Source organism: Moraxella atlantae NBRC 14588 (assembly GCF_001591265.1).
Lineage (GTDB): Bacteria > Pseudomonadota > Gammaproteobacteria > Pseudomonadales > Moraxellaceae > Faucicola > Faucicola atlantae.
In genome coordinates, this window is record NZ_BCUL01000004.1 from 84,598 (window position 1) to 101,858 (window position 17,261).

Consider the following 17,261-nt stretch of genomic DNA (forward strand, 5'->3'; position numbering starts at 1 on the left):
TTAAGACTAAATTGCGAGTACGCAGTAACTTAACTGGTAAGACGTTTCCAAACACACACTTAAGCTAATTCGTGTCTATGACAATCCTAACGGTAGGATTAGCTTAAAATAAGAACCTAAGATGTACGGTGTGTCGTACGGGCGGTTGCCATTGTCTTAGGTTTGCGGTGGGGCTTCACCGTCTTGCAGAAGGAATCCCCGAACGATAGGGAGGGGAGGAAGTCAATTACCAGTGCTTGATATGCCTTTGATTCGCCGCAAGTTTGTCCAAAAGTTTAATACCGTGCTGGTCGGTATTTGTGGGGGGCTTTTGACCATGGGGCAAGCCTCGGCCAGTGGGATCGAACCTGCTCAAACCATCGTTTTATGGTCATCTTCTAAACTTCAACACGATTGGGGCAAAGACACGCCGTTGCCAACGGAGCAAGCGAGCGCGCAGGGTGCGGTAACCGATGTGCGTAGCCCTCGGGTTATGCTGTCTTTACCAGCTGCTGATAGCCAAAACCGCCATACGGCCATCATCGTGTTCAGCGGTGGCGGCTATGCGCGTGAGCAACTTGGCCATGAAGGTACGCCTATCGCTCAGTGGCTGGCAGTACAAGGTTTTACGGTATTTAACACCATTTATCGCTTGCCAGACGAGGGCTGGACAAATCCAACCGTGGCTTGGGCAGATGCCCAGCAGGCGATGCGATTGGCGCGTGGGTTGGCGGCAAGGTATGGCTATCAGCGTATTGGGGTGATGGGTTTTTCGGCAGGGGGACATATCGCAGGCATGATAGCCACGCATCCACACATTGATTATGCCAACACGCCAAATGCTAAGGCTAGCGCTAGCACAACCCCATCACCAACAACGCGTCCTGATTTCGCGGTTTTACTGTATCCCATCGTCAGTATGCTTCCACCCAACAATCGCAGTCGCTCTTACAAAATATTGTTGGGCGATTGGCAAAAAAAACAGCAGATGGGTATGATTACGTTGTCGGCATTGCACCAAGCCGAAGCTGCCTACTCGGTTGAAACTGCTATCACATCGGATACACCGCCGATGTTCATTGCCCATGCCGTTGATGACCGCATTGCACCTGTGGCAAAAAGTCAGGTGTTATACACCAAACTTCAGCAAGCAGGCGTTGCGTCCACGTTGCAGCTGTATGCCAGCGGTGGGCATGGTTGGGGCATGGGCAAGCCCAACACGCCAACGACGGGTTGGCGGCAGGCGTTTTTGACATGGTTTGACAGCTTGCCCAAGCAATAACTTTGCAAGACTCAACCGCCTAAAAACACACCTGCCCCAATACCACCGCCTTGTTCGCGCCTGTCACACTTGGTAAATTGCCTGTTTGGTTGGTTAGGGTCTGCCGCGCCAGCCACGCAAACGCCGCCGCCTCGACCCATTTTGCCGCTAAGCCCACGCGATCGGTGGATTTAATGCTAAAGTTTGGCAAATATACCGCTAAGCGCTTGAGCAAAAAGCCATTGTACGCGCCACCGCCGCAGACCAACAAAGTGCCGTGCGCGCTGTCATCTGTTTGTCCAAGCTCGGCTAAAATCGCTTGCGCCACTGTGATGGTGGTCAGCTCGGTCAAGGTAGCTTGCACATCGGCAGGGGCTAGCGTCAAATCGGAATTTGCGGCGGCAACTTGTGCCAGCACATCATCAAGCCATGCCAAGTTAAATGCCTCACGCCCTGTACTTTTGGGCGCAGGTTTGGCAAAAAATTCATGCTGCAACAACGCGGTCAATAACGGCTCAATCACCGTGCCCGATTTTGCCCACGCGCCATTGTCATCGTACGCCTTGCCTGTGTGACGCTGACACCAGCCATCAAGCAGCAGATTGGCAGGACCTGTATCAAAACCAACCACGGCAGCATCTGTATCGGCTGGTTCGTCTGTCGCTGGCTTTGCCAACACGGTGATGTTTGCCACACCGCCTAAGTTTAGCACCACCCACGGCGCAGCGTCCTGCACAAACTGTCCAAACATGGCTTGATGAAACGCAGGCACCAAGGGCGCGCCTTGTCCGCCCACTGCCATATCACGGCGGCGAAAATCACTGACCACCGCAATGCCCGTGCGCTCAGCCAATAAATTGGCGTCCAACAGCTGTAGGCTAAAGTGCCATTCGGGACGATGGCGCACAGTTTGCCCATGACAGCCGATTGCCGCAATCTCCTCAGGCAGTACGTGCGCATGACGCAGCAGCTCGCCGACCAATTCGCTGGCAAGCTCGGCATAGCGCACACTTGCCCAACCAAACACATCCAACTCACTGGCAAAATCTGGCTGGCTCTTATCTGTCGTCATACGTTGCGCCAACCATTCGCTAACGCCGTTTGGTGTACTCAATGCCAACAATGCCGAGCGCAACTCATCATCAAATGGCAAACTAGCCGTCGCAAGCAGCTCAATCGGCTCATCATTGTCCGCGTCGATTTCGTGAAACTGACACAGCACCGCGTCCATGCCATCTAAACTGGTGCCTGACATGATACCTACCAAATATGGTGTATCCGCCAGCATATCTGTTTGGTCGTAGCGCAGCGGTTCGGTCATCGCGCCCAGTAATTCGCCAAACTGGTTGATAAACGCCTCGTCAAAGGGTAGATTTGCCATACCCAAATCAGTGGGTACATCAAACGGTGACATCGGGTTTTGAGGATTATTGCTCATGGGCAGACCTGTTAGATGGTGAAAAATATAGACGAAAAAATGCCCTCGACGCGTTGCACGGGTGGGCGGCAAACTTGCTAAAAACTTTGCTATAATGACACAACCTTTTCTTACGATGCAACCCAACAACGGCTTTGCTTTTTTTTGGCAGCCAAACAAAGTGTTTACAAAATCTTTTAATACGTTAAATTGAACCGTAGCTTTAACCAATTTTAAGACAGGATATCCGATGAGTGATTTTTTACCTCCCGAACAGCAGCTTGAGCTGATTCGTCGTGGCACCCATGAAATTATTTCTGAACAAGACTTGCTAGACAAACTCAAGCAAAACCGTCCACTGCGAATCAAGGCAGGGTTTGACCCGACTGCACCTGATTTACACTTTGGTCATACGGTGCTGATCAACAAACTCAAGCATTTTCAAGACTTGGGGCATGAGGTGCTGTTTTTGATTGGCGATTACACCGCACGCATCGGTGATCCGACGGGCAAAAATGCCACCCGTCCGCCGTTGTCAGAAGAACAAGTTGCCGCCAACGCAGAAACCTACAAAGAACAGGTGTTTAAAATTCTTGACCCTGCCAAAACGCAAGTGATGTTCAATTCTCAATGGTTTAGCAAAATGTCGGCAGGAGATATGATCAGCCTTGCCAGTCAGCAAACCGTATCGCGAATGCTAGAGCGCGATGACTTTTCTAAGCGTTATCACTCACAAACCCCGATTTCAATTCATGAATTTTTGTACCCATTGGTGCAAGGCTATGATTCGGTTGCCATGCGCGCCGATGTCGAGCTTGGCGGCACCGACCAGACCTTTAACCTGCTGATGGGGCGCACCTTGCAAGGGCGATATGGACAGCCTGCACAAGTGTGTATCACTGTGCCAATTTTAGAAGGGCTTGACGGAGTCAATAAAATGTCCAAGTCATTGGGCAATTACATCGGGATTTATGACAGCGCAGGTAGCATGTACCAAAAAATCCTATCCATGCCCGATAGCTTAATTCCGCGTTATTTTGAGCTGCTTAGCTTTAAGCCAATGGCTGAGGTTGAAGCCTTGCTTACCGAGATGGCAAACGGTCGCAATCCGCAAGAGCTAAAAAAAATCTTAGCATTGGAGTTGATTGAGCGTTTTCACGATGCCGATGCTGCTGCCAATGCGCACAAATCGGCAGGTAACGTGCTTGCCGACGGCGAATTGCCGATTGACTTGCCCGAGGTGACTTTAGAGGTACCTGCCGATAGCGAACAAATGTTTATCACCCAAGTGCTTAACCAAGCCGAACTGGCTAAAAACTCTGCCCAAGCCAAGGATTTGCTCAAAAATCAATCGGTCAAAGTCGATGGACACGTGGTGAATAACAACTTTGCGCTTACCCGTGGGCAAACTGTGGTCATCCAAGCAGGCAAAAAAGCGTACGCTAAAGTTACGTTGGTTTAGACAAGGTCAAACAGATGACAGCTTACACCACTACGCCGCCATTGACGCTCGGTATTTATCAGCATTACAAAGGCGATTTTTATCACGTTTTGCACCTTGCCCGCCACAGCGAAACCGAGGAATGGCTGGTGGTGTACCGTGCGCTATACGGTGAGTTTGGCATTTGGGTGCGCCCGTTGGCGATGTTTGTTGAGACCGTCAGCGTCGATGGCAACACCGTGCCGCGCTTTGCGCTAGCCCAGCCATTGCCGCACGGTTGAGGTTTGCATTTTTAGCGATACAGGCTTTGGTAAAAAGACTGTAAAAAAGGGGCAAACATCGGCTGCCCCTTTTTTGTATTACGCTTTTTTGTGTTGATTTAGGCTTGTTTAACCTTAGGCAAAAACGCAGGTTGCTGCATATTAAGCTCCCACAATTTTTCGGAAAAGCCATAGTAGTCTTTGCGGTTGGGGTCAAGCTCGGTGTCAATATTGGCATAGTCGCCATGTTTGAGCAACGTTGCCATGTTGCGGTTCATTAGCACCGCCTTGCCCAAGCCGATCAGCTCAACCACGCCGCTGTTGTACGCGCGCTCGATGTCCTCAGCAGACAGCAAATTACCCACACCCATCAATGGCAGTCTGCCTGCCAAGCGCTCATGGATATGCGCCAAACGCGTTTTGTCGGTGCTAGCATCGCGGCGCGGCTCGGAGAAAAAGTCCCACAACGACACGTGAACGTATTGCAACGGTTTTTCGACCAATGCATCAATCAGCGCAAAGGTATCTGCCATCGTCAAGCCTTGCTCCTCGGGCTCTTCGGGGGACAAACGGTAGCCGACGATGAATTCTGGCTTGTTATGCGCTTGGCGCACCGCATCAACCGCATCAATGACTGCCAACGGGAATTTTAGGCGTTTTTCGCGGCTACCACCCCAATCATCGGTGCGGCGGTTGCTATGACCCGAAACAAATTGTTGGATCAAATAGCCGTTCGCACCGTGAATTTCCACACCATCAAACCCTGCCGCAATCGCCAAACGAGCGGCATTGGCAAAGCCCTGAATCAGCGCGTGGATTTCTGCTTCGGTGACGGCGCGCGCGCCTGTGTCCGCATCATTGCTGGGGGCAACCTTGTCGCGCCCGTCGATGAGGTCTGTTTCTGCCAGCTTGCCGCCGTGATGGATTTGCAAAATCGCTTTAGCGCCTTGTTGTTTAAGTAGGTTGGCGGTTTGGGTCAAGCTTGCTAAGTCGTTGTCGTCGATGGCGTATGGCTGCCCTGCAAATGCCTTGCCCTCACGGGTGACCAAAGTTGCGGCGGTAATAAACAGCCCAAAATCCGTCGCACGTCCGCGCAAAAATTCGCGCTCAGCGTCACTTAAATGCCCGTGCTCGTCAGATGCCCAGTGTGTCATGGGTGCAACGGCTAGGCGGTTTTTGAGCTCCACGCCATTGTTGAGAGTAAAGGGGGTGAATAATGCTTGCATACGGTTGCCCTTAGCTTAGTTGGCTGGATTGTCCAATATAGGGTATTATTAAGATTTTTTGTATATCAGCGCTAGTTAGTTTAGACAAACGCCTAAGCTTTAGATAAGCCCATGACCTGCAAAAAACAAGACTGGTAGATAAAAAAATGTTAATCGTGATCTATTGATCTATCTAGTGGGCAGTTTGCTGTATGCATAGGGGTGTTAAAAATTTGGCAAAAATTTAAAACCATGCATTCAAATTATTTGCCACCAAATGCTTGACGCAGCTTGAGTGCTCTTTTATAGTTTAGTCTAAACAAGCCACAAAAATAGGAAATAAATCATGCACATCGAGTTTGGCAAAGCAAAGAAAAAATTACTATCGCGCGTGTATTTTTCGGGCGCAGACGATGACTTTAATTTTATCAAGCCAGAGGACTATATCTTTTTTGATGCCAGTTTACGGCTTGAGCCGTACTGTTCATTTATGGGGCATCGCACGCTGTGCTCGATGGGCTCGTTTTCGTATTCTTGGTCAGGCTTGCCCACGTGGCTTAAGGTTGGGCGTTATTGCTCGATTGCCGCAGGATTGAAGTTCATGGGCGAGCGTCATCCATATGAGCGCATCAGCTCATCATCCTTCACCTATGATGGCAATTTTGTGATCATGTCACGCTATCTTGAGGACAACGGTTATACCGATTTTGCGGTTGAACCCACACAAACCGCGCTGAACAACGCACGTTTTGGCAACGATGTTTGGATTGGCGAGGGCGTGACGCTTGCCAATGGCATTCAGATCGGCGATGGCGCGATTGTGGCGGCAAACTCACACGTGGTCAAAGACGTGCCAGCGTATGCCATTGTTGGTGGCAACCCTGCCAAACTGATTAAATACCGTTTTTCCGAGGACGTGATTGCGCGGTTATTGCGTGTCAAATGGTGGAATTATTCATTTGTTAATTTTGATCATAAGGCGTTTCTTGACCCTGTGACGGCTTTGGATGTTTTGGAAAAAAAAATCGCTAACGGTACAGCGATTGTGCATAAACCCAAAATCATCACTGCCAAAAAATTGCTTGCAGCAGGTGGTAAGGTCTGATCTGTCCTTGAGTCTGTCCAACTTTACGCCCAATACGCATCCGTAAGGCTTGCTATTTGGCGCGATGTCGTGTTAAATAACGTCGGTTACACACCGTTGTTGCCATGACAACGGTGACCAACGGCACGATTGGGAACACACGGCTATGTCAGGATTTGCTTTTTCACACCAGTTTTCACAGCGCTGGCTGGCAACGCCAACCGCCATCAAGCACACCATCATGCAAGAATTGGCGGATATTCACACTTTGCTGCAGCCTGAGACCGAGCTAGAAAACTTCAGCTTTCAAGTTGATAATTTGCATGAAGCGGTCGAAACCTTACAGCAAATCGAAGCACTCAACCGCGCGGTCAGCAACAGCGAAAATGCGCCGTTTACCACCCCTGCCGAGCCCATCGAACCTGTATATGTGCCACCAAGCACCAACGAGCACGACGCAACGCATACTGCCCACAGCGTGTATGCCATTCGTGATCCCAAACACGCTTTGACCGAGCTGCAAGTGCCTGCCATCACCGCCGATACCGATTTTGCGCAATTTACCGCTGAATTGCAAACCAATATCGACAGCTATGTTGAGGCACGCACACGCCAGTTTGCCGCTGAGCTCAAAGCCGAATTACACAACTGGCTGCACACCACGTTTCAACCAGCCACAGATGATCAATAACCATGGCTTATAGTTTTTAGCCAAATTTTAACGGCTTATTCCTTTAACGGTTTAGTCTTTTAACATAACGGTTTAGCTAATACTACACACCGCTTGGGGTTAGTGATGCAGTACCTTATAAATGGTATTTGCCATGACTTTGCCGATGCCGTGAACTTGTTCGATTTCTGCCTGTGACGCGCCCAGTAGCTGCTGCAGGCCGCCAAAATGGTTGAGCAAATCACGGCGGCGCTTTTCACCCAAACCCGGAATGGCTTCTAGCACCGAGCTTGCGCGGCGTTTGTCGCGTTTTTTGCGGTGTGCGGTGATGGCAAAGCGGTGCGCCTCATCGCGAATGTGCATAATCAGGTGCAATGCTTTGCTGTCAGGTGGTAAATCCAGCGGTTCACGGTCGATAAAGTGCAGCACTTCAAGCCCCGCCTTGCGCCCCTCGCCTTTTGCCACACCAACCAGCAGCGTTTGCCCCAAAATACCAAGTTCGGTCAGCACATTTTTTGCCATGTTGAGCTGTCCTTTGCCGCCATCAATCAGCAATAAATCGGGTAACGGCTGTTTGCTGTAGCGACGGGTCAGGGCTTGCTGCATGGCGGCGTAGTCATCACCGCCTGTGATGCCATGGATGGCGTATTGGCGATAGTCGCGTTTGCGCAAGCCACCTTGGTCGCAAACCACGCAGCTGGCGATGGTTGCCTCGCCCATGGTGTGAGAAATGTCAAAGCATTCGATGCGGTCAAGCGTTTTGCCGTCAAGCGCATCACGCAAGATGTCTTGCAATGCCCGATAACGCGCTTTGACCTCGAGGTAATCGCCAAGTTTGGTTTGGAGGGCGTTGTTGGCGTTCATTTGGGCAAGGCTCAGCCATTCGGCACGTTGCTCACGTACACGGGTTTTGATAGCGACTTTTTTGCCAAACTGCTCGGCTAAGGCATCGCCAACGGCGGCTTGGTCGGGCAGTTCATGGCTTACAATCAAGTCATCGGGCAAGTCATCACTGACTTGAAAATAAAATGAGCTGACAAATTCTGACAAGTTTTCGGCAAGATCTTGCTGGCTGTCGACATCGGGAAAATAGTTGTTGCCGCCCAATACGCGCCCACCGCGCACGTTCATGACGTGCACGCAGGTGATGCCTGCTTGGCTGGCAATGGCGATGATGTCGGCTTCACCTTTGACCGTGTAAACGGCTTGTTTGGCTTGCACCTCGCGCAGCATGGATAGCTGATCGCGATAAAACGCGGCTTGCTCAAACTGCATGTCCTCGGCGGCTTGCTCCATTTTGCCAACCAAACGCACCTGCAAGTCGTTGCCCTCGCCTTTTAAAAACCGAATGGTGTTATTGACATCATCGGCGTAATCCTCGGGCGATACCAGCCCCACACACGGCGCACGGCAACGCTTGATTTGGTATTCAAGACACGGCCGCTGCCGCGCCTTAAAAAATGTGTTGGTGCATTGGCGCACCTGAAACATTTTTTGCATAAGCAGTAGGGTTTCTTTTGCTGCGTGCGCTGACGGAAACGGGCCAAAAAACTTGCCCTTTTGGTGTTGCCCTTTGCCGCGCCCGTACGCCAGCCGTGGGTAGGGTTTGTCGGCAGAGATGAATACGTACAGGTAGGATTTGTCGTCGCGCAGCAGCACGTTGTAGGGCGGACGGTGCAGCTTAATGAGGTTCTGCTCTAGCAGCAGTGCCTCGGTTTCGGAGCGCGTGATGAGGGTGTCTATGTGATGAATACGCTGCACCAAGGCGCGCGTTTTGGGATGGTCGATGGTCTTGGCAAAGTAGCTGCTGACGCGGTTTTTGAGCGATTTTGCCTTGCCGACATACAAAATATCGCCGTTTTTGCCCACCATCTTGTAGACCCCTGGCAGATTGGGCAAGCGTTTGATGAGGTGATTGAGGTACGCTTTGCGTTCGGCGGTGGTGGCAGAGACGGGTGGAATACTGGTGTTGATGGTGATACCGTCACCGATAACAGGTTCGCTTGGCGTGTGCGGGGCATCGGGCTGCGCGTTTGTCATGTCGGCATTGCGCTGTACTTCAGACGCGCTTGCTGTGCCGCTGTTTTGGTCGATGTCTAACACTGACGCGGCGTTTAATTCGCTGCTTTTTAATTCACTGCTTGGTGGCAAAACGGGTGGTAAATCGGTATCGGGCATAACAGAATAACTCGGTTGGCAATGGATTGCGACAGGGGTTATATTGCGTGGATTGGTTGGGTTTTAAACAAGTTGCTTAGCCTCGTCGATGATTTTTGGGATCTTTGGACGTATCACGCTGTGAGCGCACGCGGATTTTTTGCCCAGCAGGGCGTTTTTTGACCCAGTTGATAAACTTGACGATATCGTCATTGCCCAACAGCCGCTCGACCGTGTGATAATAATCGGCCAGTTCTTGGTTGCTAAACACTCGATGCACCTGACTGTGGCATGGACGGCATAGCATGGCGATTTCGGTTTTCATCTCGGCGCGGCTAAACTCACGCTGTGTACGTGCTTTGTTGTGGCGTGATTGTGGGATCAGATGGTGGCGCGTCAAGACAACTGCTTGGCGTTGGCACAGCTCACACGCGCCCATTGCGTCATCATCGTTTGCTGCTTCGACTTGCTCAAGCCAGTCTAGGTACGCTTGTTGGGATTTTTTTGGCATAATTATTGGCTAAATTTACGCTTTGACCGCCTTGGTGATGGTGTAGGTTTTGCCCTGTTTGATTTTTTCGCTATTGCCAAACACTTCGGTGAATGAACGCTTCATAAACTCGCGTAGCCCATTGATGGTGACAACATAAAACCGTGCGCCTGCATCCATCGCGTTGTAGGCATCAAGCAGGTACAAATAATGCTGCTCTTTGCTGGCTTTGGCAGGCAAATTTGACATGACAAGACTAAAGCGACGCGCGGTATCGACTTGGGCAAAACCGTTGGACAACATGACTTGGGTATTGGTCAAGCCGTTTTTTTGGCAGTTGCGCTCAGCGTACTGCACAGCGACAAAGTCTTTATCAATCAGCAAATGCTGACCATTGGGACATTCACGCGCCGCCGTCATGCCAAGCACACCATAGCCGCAGCCTAGATCAATCGAATCATCATCAGGCAAAAATTCGATATAATCCAACAACATCAAGCTGCCGTCATCGAGTTTTTCGGGTGAAAATAGCCCCCACGTGCTGACAAAATCAAACGGCTTGCCAAGTACGTCTTGACGAAACGCGATATCTTGCCGCCAATGGGCGGATTTTTTGAGCAAATCGGGGTCAATGCGGTGCATGGCGATTCCTTGTTGGCGGTATGTTGCGTGGTAGGGCGTGCGTGACGCTGTTATTTTAATTGGGCAAATGGGTGATTTTATCAAGCGTGCCGCCACACACGCAATCAAGAAACGCTCAACAAACACAACAGCAAAACATGCTACAATGCCACCACGCGCGCGCTATTTTTCCGTTTTGAAATAAATGGTTAAATAAACGCTAAGCCTTATACCCAACCTTATCACAGCCATAAAAACCACCACCATGAGCCGAATTTTATTGCTAGAAGATGACACCCAAATCGCCGACGCACTGCTAACAGGACTACACCGCCAAGGCATGATGGTCGAATGGCTAAATAATGCACGTGAGGGGCGGTGGGCATTGGACGCTGAGCAGTTTGACGCGGTGCTATTGGATTTGAGCCTGCCTGAGGGTGACGGCATGACGTTATTGGCAGAATGGCGCGCGCGTGGCTTTGACACGCCCGTGCTGATTATCACCGCGCGTGACGCGATTGCCAACCGTGTAGCAGGGCTGAATGCTGGCGCGGATGATTATTTGGTCAAGCCGTTTGCGCTCGATGAGCTGATTGCACGGCTGCAAGCCTTGATTCGGCGCAGCCAAGGGCGTAGTCAGCCTGCCATGCGCTATGGCAAGGTTGAGTATCAGCCGCACAGCCAACAGGTGCTGGTCGATGGGCAACCTGTTGAAATGACAGGCAAAGAGGTCGCGCTGTTGGCGTTGCTGATGGCACAGCCTAACCACATCCATAGCCGCGCGAGCCTTGAAGACAAAGTCTATGGTTGGCAGCAAGAGGTGGATAGCAACGCCATCGAGGTGCATATTCACCACTTGCGTAAAAAACTGGGCAACGACTTCATTTTGACCAAACGCGGATTGGGGTATTACCTCAATCCTGAACTTAACTAAACCGAACATGATTTGATTTTTTTAAACTATTTTGCCATATCACAAAATTTTACAAAACTATTGTTCTATAACCAGCAAGACGCGATTACACTAAATTGCATCGCGTCACGTTTGTGCAAAATGCAACGCTATAAACGACGCCCGTATCAAAAATTGCGCTTGTACTGATATTTTTATCATCTTATATTTTATCATCTTATATTTTATCATCTTATATTTTATCATCTTATATTTTATCATCTTATATTTTATCATCTTATATAAAGTTACGCCGTGCTCTACCATCAAGCCGTTGGATCTACCCGGCCCGTTCTTGACTTGATGGGCGATGCATGACGATTTAAAAAATAGATTTTTATCATCCGTTGCCGTAAAACCACCGACTTTAGGCGGTGGATATAAGGCAACTCCGAAACCATGCTTACACACAGAAACTTATTAAATATGTTAAACTAACCCCATGAAAACCCTCAAGCTACGCATAAAAGACAAACACACAGACCAACTAAACCGCCTAAGCGGTTTGGTCAATTTTGTGTGGAACTATGTCAATGACTTGAGTTTTAAATACCTACAACGTACTGGTAAATTCTTTAGTGCCTATGACCTAAACGAATACACCAAAGGTAGCGGTGAACTGCTAGGCTTGCATTCTCAAACCATACAAGCCATTAACGAAACTCACGCCAAGTCGCGACGCCAATTCAAAAAGGCTAAACTATCATGGCGAACCAACCACCCAAAGGCAAAGCGTAAAAGCCTAGGTTGGATTCCATTTAAGCAATCCGCAATCAAATTACTGGCTACCCATCAGACGGGTAAAAAAGGCTTAAAATCAACCCTACAGCTTAGTTTAGCCAAAGGACAAAAGCTCATCATCGATCTATGGGACAGCTACAATCTTGCCTTGTATGACCTCAATACGGTTGAAGTGGTGCAAGACAGCCGTAACCGTTGGTATGCCTGTATCACCGTTAAAGACTACCCAAAAACCGAGTGCGGAACAGGTAGTGTCGGCATAGACTTAGGCTTAAAAGACAGTGCCACCGCCTCAAACGGTGACAAACTCACCATCAAACAGACGCTAAAATATGCCAAAGCGTTAGCCACCGCCCAACGAGCCAAAAACAAACAACGTGTCAAAGCGATTCATGCCAAAATCAAAAATACACGCCAAGACCTCATCCACAAATTCACCACAGGGCTAGTTAAAAACAATGCCCTAATCGTGGTCGGTGATGTAAAAACCACCCAATTTAGCCATAAAAAAGGCAAACTAGCCAAATCGGTTTACGATGCAGGTTGGTTTGAACTCAAACGACAACTGACCTATAAATGCGAGAACGCAGGTTGCCGTTTTGAAATCGTAAATGAACGATACACTACCTGAGGACGGCACTAGCGAAGCACTGCTTCGCCCGTCCGCAAGACAAGGGCTATGCCCGCCGTGATGTGCTCGTGCTGTGGCGATATGTCCAGTAGTCCAAAAGGTAGCGCAGGTTTGCGAATAAGAGATGAGAACGGATAAGCAAAGCACTGCTTTGCCCGTTCGCAAGACAAGAGCTATGCTCGCAGTAGACTTGTGCAAAGTGTGGCACATGGCATGATAGAGATATTAACGCCAGTAAGAACATTCTTGCGGTCGGGCTTGACCGTCTTGTAGAAGAAATCCCCTCACTTTAGGGAGGGGAGGAAGTCAACGCGCCACCCAACTGTATTACAAACACGCGCCGCCACGCGCTGCGACAACAACCTACCACTTAATGAGCCCGACTTATGTCTGCCATCATTTCTTTTGTTGATTTTGCCACACGCATACCCGATGTACGCCGCGGTGCTTGTAGCGTTTGGGGCACCAAATTTGGCTTGGCGTTGGCGTGCTTGATCGCGCCTGCGCCGGGCTTTGCAGGTCTGCCACCCAATGACCAAAACCCGATGCCCACGTATGCACAAAAAAATCCGCAAGAACGCGCCGCCATCGCACGTGGAGCATACATTGCGCGCGCGGCTGACTGCACAGCGTGTCACGGTGAGGATTATGCTGGTGGTGTGCCGTTTGTGCTACCGATGGGCACGGTGTATTCAACCAACATCACCCAGTCGGTCAGTTACGGTATTGGCGGTTATAACTTGCAGCAGTTTGCCAATGCCATGCGCAAGGGCAAAACACCGTATCGTCATCTATATCCAGCCATGCCTTACCCTGCCTATAGCGCGATGAGTGACCAAGATATCAGCGATCTATTTGCCTATATGCAGACCATTGACGCGGTGGATAGCAACCCACTTGCAAAAACTGATATGAAGTTTCCATTTAATATCCGCGCGTTGATGATTGGCTACAATCTTATCAATATGCCCAACTGGCAATTTAGCCCACAGCTGTCTGACAGCCAAAAACGCGGTAAGTATTTGGTGGATAATCTTGGCCACTGCGGCGACTGCCACACACCACGCAATGCCACTATGGGCTATGATATGTCTAAATACCTAGCAGGTGCGTATATTCAAGGCATAAAAGCCCCTAACATCACCACCGATGTTGCCACAGGTATTGGCAGCTGGCGCAAGCAGGACATCGTCACCTTCTTAAAAACAGGCGTGCTGCAGCACCAAGCGATTGCAGGCGATGAGATGGGTAAGGCGGTATACCACAGTTTGCAGTACCTGACCGATAGTGATTTGATGGCAATGGCAGATTATCTTAAGACCGTGCCGCCTGTCAAAAGTGGCTCGGTGGTTGCCCCACTCGATGTTAGTCGTCTGCCAAAACCTGCCAGCGCTGATATGACCTACAATTTGCTCAAACAAATTGACGTGCTCAAGGCAGCACAAGCGCGTGTTAAGCCCAACACAGGCGAGGCGATCTATTTGACCAACTGCGCCAGCTGTCATGGCGTGGCAGGTGAAGGGCAAGTCGAAGCCAAATACCCTGCCATCACGGGTCTTGCGATTTTGCGTGAACATGAGCCTGAACGCTTGTTCAATGTGCTGTATCGCGGTGCTAAAAGCCCATTAAACAGTATGCCCAAAATGCCTGCTTATGCTGATAAACTCAGCGATGAACAAATCGCCCAAGTAGCAAATTACGTCCGCACCCAATTTGGCGGCTTGCCTGCCAGTAACCTGACGGGGGCAGACGCAAAAAAGCTCGCTAACCGTCAGCCTGCCGTACCGTTTTTAATTGCCAATGCAGGGTGGCTGATGGTGTTGGGTATGGTGTTAGGCGTGCTGCTGTTGGCATGGCTGTTATGGCGGCTGCTACATCGGCGTAAACCGACCGTCCAACAGGTGACACAAACCAAAGTCGTGCATTAAGCGTTTGCGGTAGCACACATTTTGCCAGTTTTAGTCTTGATCAGTTTTATTAGTTTTGAGCATAGCTTGATATAACCGCTACATTTTAAGCATCACAGGGATTTTGTATGGCTTTATCCGAATTTTCCCCCACTCGCCGTGAGCTGTTTAGCCTGATTGGCAAATTGGCAGGCGCGGCAACCATGTACCAAGCCATGACCAGCATGGGCTTTGCTGCCGAGTCAGATTTTCGCCAAGCCATCAACCTACAAGGTGCACCTGCAGGCAAAACCGTGGTGATTTTGGGCGCAGGGCTGGCAGGGCTGACCGCGGCGTATGAATTGCGCAAGGCAGGCTATATCGTCAAGGTGCTTGAATACCAAAACCGTGGCGGTGGGCGCAGCATCACGATGCGCGGCGGCGACCGCTATACCGAAATCAGTGGCGATGTCATCACCTGTGACTTTGCTGATGGCAATTATTTTAACCCCGGTCCGTGGCGGTTGCCGCACCATCACTATGCCATCATTCATTATTGCCGTGAGTTTGGCGTGGCACTTGAGCCATTTATTCAAGAAAACCACGAAGCATATTTGCATAGCACCAAGCACTTTGGTGGCGTGCCGCAGCGATTAGGCGATGTCAAAAACGACATGCGCGGCTATACAGCACAGCTGTTAGCAAAGTCGCTTAACCAACATGATCTTGATCAAACGGTGACCGCCGAAGACAAAGATAAATTGCTAGATTGGCTCAAAACATGGGGCGTGCTCAATGCCAATTACCAATACACTGCGTCTGATACGTTGGCAATGCAGCGTCACCCTGCGGTGCTACCTGGTGGCGGCTTGATGCCGCGGTGGCGGTCATCTCAGCCACTACCGATGTCAGAACTGCTCGATGCGCGCTTTTGGGCGACGATGAGCATGGATTATAACTATTACTCTTATAAACACAGCCCACCGATGTTTCAGCCCGTTGGTGGTATGGGTAAAATCGGCGACGCTTTCACGCGTGAGTGCCAAGAGTTGATTACATTTAATCGCAAAGTTATCAAAATCGACCAAAACGCTAATGGCGTGACAGTGTACCACCACAACAGCCAAAATCCCAATGCAGGCGTTGAGCAGCTACAAGCCGATTATTGTATTTGTACCATTCCGCTGTCCGTGCTAAGCCAATTAGATGTGCAAGTATCACCTGCCATGAAAGAAGCGATTGCAGCAATTCCGTACGAAACCTCTGCCAAGGTCGGGCTTGAGTTTAATCGGCGTTTTTGGGAAGAAGATGAATGGATTTATGGCGGTGTGACGTACACCGATATGCCGATTAACCAAATTTCCTACCCATCTGACCGCTTGTTTAGCAAAGGCCCTGCCGTGTTGCTCGGCTGTTATAATTTTGGCGCAGATTCGTACAAATTTACCGCACTCAATCCGCAGCAGCGCATCGAGGCGGCATTGGTGTATGGCGCGCGCATCCACCCACAGTACAGCAAGGAATTTCGCAGCGGTACGTCATGGGCATGGCACCGTGTGTCATGGACGCTTGGTTGCTATGGTATTTGGAACAATACCACACGCGAAAAATACTACAACACTCTGTGCCAAATCGATAACCGCATTGTGTTGGCAGGTGAGCATTGCTCGGATTTACCTGCGTGGCAAGAGGGCGCGATTTTATCGGGTATTGACACCGCCAAACGCTTGCACCACAAGATTTTGACTACCTAATGAGGCGCGCAGCTATGAAACGTTCAAACATCGGTTTAGCCGTTGCGGTTGTGTGTGTACTTGCGGTCATCATCGCGTTGTTGGTGGGCGCACAAAACCAATCCTATGCCACCACAACAAGCAAGCCGCTGACAAGCCGCACGACATCGGCAACCGCCACACCCAATCCACCCGTAGACATCTATGCCAGCCGTGATGAACGCGCGTGGGGCGGTGTGTATCTATACAATCCGCAAGCCAAAACGCTTGACGATACCTACCAAAGCCTGACCCAAAGCACAGGCGGGCACGTGGTTGATAATCGCCAACTACCTCCTTTAGATAAAGACGCGAACTACCAAAAATGGCAGCAATATTTTGGTGAATCGGGCTCATTTAACACCGATGATGGCAAGGCGATCTATCATGCGTCTTGCGCAGGCTGTCACTTGCACCAAGGGCAAGGCGGTATAGGCGCAGGCTATTATCCGCCGCTGGCAAACAATCCCAAAATGCACTCGGCTGACTATATTTATAGTGTGGTGCTCAACGGTTTGCGCGGCATGCCGTATTTTCGTGATATGCTTAGCGATGCGCAAATCGCCAATATTACCAAATACGTACAAGAGCAGCTCAACGGCATTGCAAGCACTGCCAACGCCAAAGACGTTGCCGCCTTGCGCCATGATACGGCACCGACTACCGACCCCAGTGACCACTAAACGCTTGCATT

At 50.1% G+C, this 17,261-nt stretch carries 14 protein-coding genes and 1 pseudogene; 10 read left to right on the forward strand and 5 right to left on the reverse strand.

Annotation, left to right across the window (positions count from 1 at the left end; genetic code table 11):
• The first annotated feature begins 241 nt into the window (after nucleotides 1–241).
• Nucleotides 242–1,261 (forward strand): alpha/beta hydrolase, encoded by a 1,020-nt coding sequence (locus tag MA2_RS03945; protein WP_067056836.1) that lies wholly within the window; start codon nucleotides 242–244, stop codon nucleotides 1,259–1,261.
• A 19-nt stretch (nucleotides 1,262–1,280) separates the two neighbouring features.
• Here the strand turns inward: MA2_RS03945 and MA2_RS03950 are convergent, their stop codons facing one another.
• A complete protein-coding gene (locus tag MA2_RS03950) occupies nucleotides 1,281–2,621 on the reverse strand; it encodes an anhydro-N-acetylmuramic acid kinase (RefSeq protein WP_079352055.1) in 1,341 nt (446 codons plus the stop codon).
• Nucleotides 2,622–2,907: 286 nt separating this feature from the next.
• Between MA2_RS03950 and tyrS the strand changes: the two genes are divergently transcribed.
• Entirely contained in the window at nucleotides 2,908–4,119 is a 1,212-nt protein-coding gene (gene tyrS, locus MA2_RS03955) for a tyrosine--tRNA ligase (protein WP_067056839.1), read from the forward strand.
• 14 nt (nucleotides 4,120–4,133) lie between these two features.
• Nucleotides 4,134–4,379, forward strand: coding sequence for a DUF1653 domain-containing protein (locus MA2_RS03960; protein ID WP_067056843.1), 246 nt, complete (start codon nucleotides 4,134–4,136; stop codon nucleotides 4,377–4,379).
• 98 nt (nucleotides 4,380–4,477) lie between these two features.
• On the opposite strand, the gene MA2_RS03965 is transcribed toward MA2_RS03960, so the two are convergent.
• Nucleotides 4,478–5,584, reverse strand: coding sequence for an NADH-dependent flavin oxidoreductase (locus tag MA2_RS03965; RefSeq protein WP_067056846.1), 1,107 nt, complete (start codon nucleotides 5,582–5,584; stop codon nucleotides 4,478–4,480).
• 325 nt (nucleotides 5,585–5,909) lie between these two features.
• On the opposite strand from MA2_RS03965, the gene MA2_RS03970 reads away from it, so the two are divergent.
• Nucleotides 5,910–6,668, forward strand: coding sequence for a CatB-related O-acetyltransferase (locus MA2_RS03970; RefSeq protein WP_067056849.1), 759 nt, complete (start codon nucleotides 5,910–5,912; stop codon nucleotides 6,666–6,668).
• A gap of 145 nt (nucleotides 6,669–6,813) precedes the next feature.
• A complete protein-coding gene (locus MA2_RS03975) occupies nucleotides 6,814–7,338 on the forward strand; it encodes a hypothetical protein (protein ID WP_067056852.1) in 525 nt (174 codons plus the stop codon).
• Between the two features lie 99 nt (nucleotides 7,339–7,437).
• Here the strand turns inward: MA2_RS03975 and uvrC are convergent, their stop codons facing one another.
• The 3 genes from uvrC to MA2_RS03990 all read right to left on the reverse strand — a co-directional run bounded on the left by uvrC (nucleotide 7,438) and on the right by MA2_RS03990 (nucleotide 10,606).
• Nucleotides 7,438–9,189, reverse strand: coding sequence for an excinuclease ABC subunit UvrC (gene uvrC / locus MA2_RS03980; RefSeq protein ID WP_373279747.1), 1,752 nt, complete (start codon nucleotides 9,187–9,189; stop codon nucleotides 7,438–7,440).
• A 382-nt stretch (nucleotides 9,190–9,571) separates the two neighbouring features.
• Nucleotides 9,572–9,985 (reverse strand): hypothetical protein, encoded by a 414-nt coding sequence (locus tag MA2_RS03985; RefSeq protein WP_211269849.1) that lies wholly within the window; start codon nucleotides 9,983–9,985, stop codon nucleotides 9,572–9,574.
• A gap of 15 nt (nucleotides 9,986–10,000) precedes the next feature.
• On the reverse strand, nucleotides 10,001–10,606 hold the full coding sequence (locus tag MA2_RS03990; protein ID WP_067057036.1) for a class I SAM-dependent methyltransferase: 606 nt from the start codon (nucleotides 10,604–10,606) through the stop codon (nucleotides 10,001–10,003).
• 244 nt (nucleotides 10,607–10,850) lie between these two features.
• On the opposite strand from MA2_RS03990, the gene MA2_RS03995 reads away from it, so the two are divergent.
• The 5 genes and pseudogenes from MA2_RS03995 to MA2_RS04020 all read left to right on the forward strand — a co-directional run bounded on the left by MA2_RS03995 (nucleotide 10,851) and on the right by MA2_RS04020 (nucleotide 17,250).
• The gene (locus MA2_RS03995) at nucleotides 10,851–11,519 is read left to right on the forward strand and encodes a response regulator (protein ID WP_067056855.1); all 669 of its coding nucleotides are present in this window, start codon (nucleotides 10,851–10,853) and stop codon (nucleotides 11,517–11,519) included.
• A 460-nt stretch (nucleotides 11,520–11,979) separates the two neighbouring features.
• Nucleotides 11,980–13,202: pseudogene (locus MA2_RS04005) on the forward strand (RNA-guided endonuclease InsQ/TnpB family protein).
• Nucleotides 13,203–13,295: 93 nt separating this feature from the next.
• Nucleotides 13,296–14,837 (forward strand): c-type cytochrome, encoded by a 1,542-nt coding sequence (locus MA2_RS04010; RefSeq protein WP_067056861.1) that lies wholly within the window; start codon nucleotides 13,296–13,298, stop codon nucleotides 14,835–14,837.
• Nucleotides 14,838–14,944: 107 nt separating this feature from the next.
• Nucleotides 14,945–16,549 (forward strand): flavin monoamine oxidase family protein, encoded by a 1,605-nt coding sequence (locus MA2_RS04015; protein WP_067056864.1) that lies wholly within the window; start codon nucleotides 14,945–14,947, stop codon nucleotides 16,547–16,549.
• Between the two features lie 14 nt (nucleotides 16,550–16,563).
• Nucleotides 16,564–17,250: a c-type cytochrome gene (locus tag MA2_RS04020; RefSeq protein WP_067056867.1), complete on the forward strand. Its 687-nt coding sequence runs from the start codon at nucleotides 16,564–16,566 to the stop codon at nucleotides 17,248–17,250.
• Nucleotides 17,251–17,261: the final 11 nt, after the last annotated feature.

Excerpts from the sequence above, each read along its gene's own strand:
- MA2_RS03945 (WP_067056836.1), top strand. The coding sequence starts at position 242 with ATGCCTTTGATTCGCCGCAAGTTTGTCCAAAAGTTTAATACCGTGCTG.
- MA2_RS03950 (WP_079352055.1), bottom strand. The coding sequence starts at position 2,621 with ATGGCAAATCTACCCTTTGACGAGGCGTTTATCAACCAGTTTGGCGAA.
- tyrS (WP_067056839.1), top strand. The coding sequence starts at position 2,908 with ATGAGTGATTTTTTACCTCCCGAACAGCAGCTTGAGCTGATTCGTCGT.
- MA2_RS03960 (WP_067056843.1), top strand. The coding sequence starts at position 4,134 with ATGACAGCTTACACCACTACGCCGCCATTGACGCTCGGTATTTATCAG.
- MA2_RS03965 (WP_067056846.1), bottom strand. The coding sequence starts at position 5,584 with ATGCAAGCATTATTCACCCCCTTTACTCTCAACAATGGCGTGGAGCTC.
- MA2_RS03970 (WP_067056849.1), top strand. The coding sequence starts at position 5,910 with ATGCACATCGAGTTTGGCAAAGCAAAGAAAAAATTACTATCGCGCGTG.
- MA2_RS03975 (WP_067056852.1), top strand. The coding sequence starts at position 6,814 with ATGTCAGGATTTGCTTTTTCACACCAGTTTTCACAGCGCTGGCTGGCA.
- uvrC (WP_373279747.1), bottom strand. The coding sequence starts at position 9,189 with ATGGTGGGCAAAAACGGCGATATTTTGTATGTCGGCAAGGCAAAATCG.
- MA2_RS03985 (WP_211269849.1), bottom strand. The coding sequence starts at position 9,985 with ATGCCAAAAAAATCCCAACAAGCGTACCTAGACTGGCTTGAGCAAGTC.
- MA2_RS03990 (WP_067057036.1), bottom strand. The coding sequence starts at position 10,606 with ATGCACCGCATTGACCCCGATTTGCTCAAAAAATCCGCCCATTGGCGG.
- MA2_RS03995 (WP_067056855.1), top strand. The coding sequence starts at position 10,851 with ATGAGCCGAATTTTATTGCTAGAAGATGACACCCAAATCGCCGACGCA.
- MA2_RS04010 (WP_067056861.1), top strand. The coding sequence starts at position 13,296 with ATGTCTGCCATCATTTCTTTTGTTGATTTTGCCACACGCATACCCGAT.
- MA2_RS04015 (WP_067056864.1), top strand. The coding sequence starts at position 14,945 with ATGGCTTTATCCGAATTTTCCCCCACTCGCCGTGAGCTGTTTAGCCTG.
- MA2_RS04020 (WP_067056867.1), top strand. The coding sequence starts at position 16,564 with ATGAAACGTTCAAACATCGGTTTAGCCGTTGCGGTTGTGTGTGTACTT.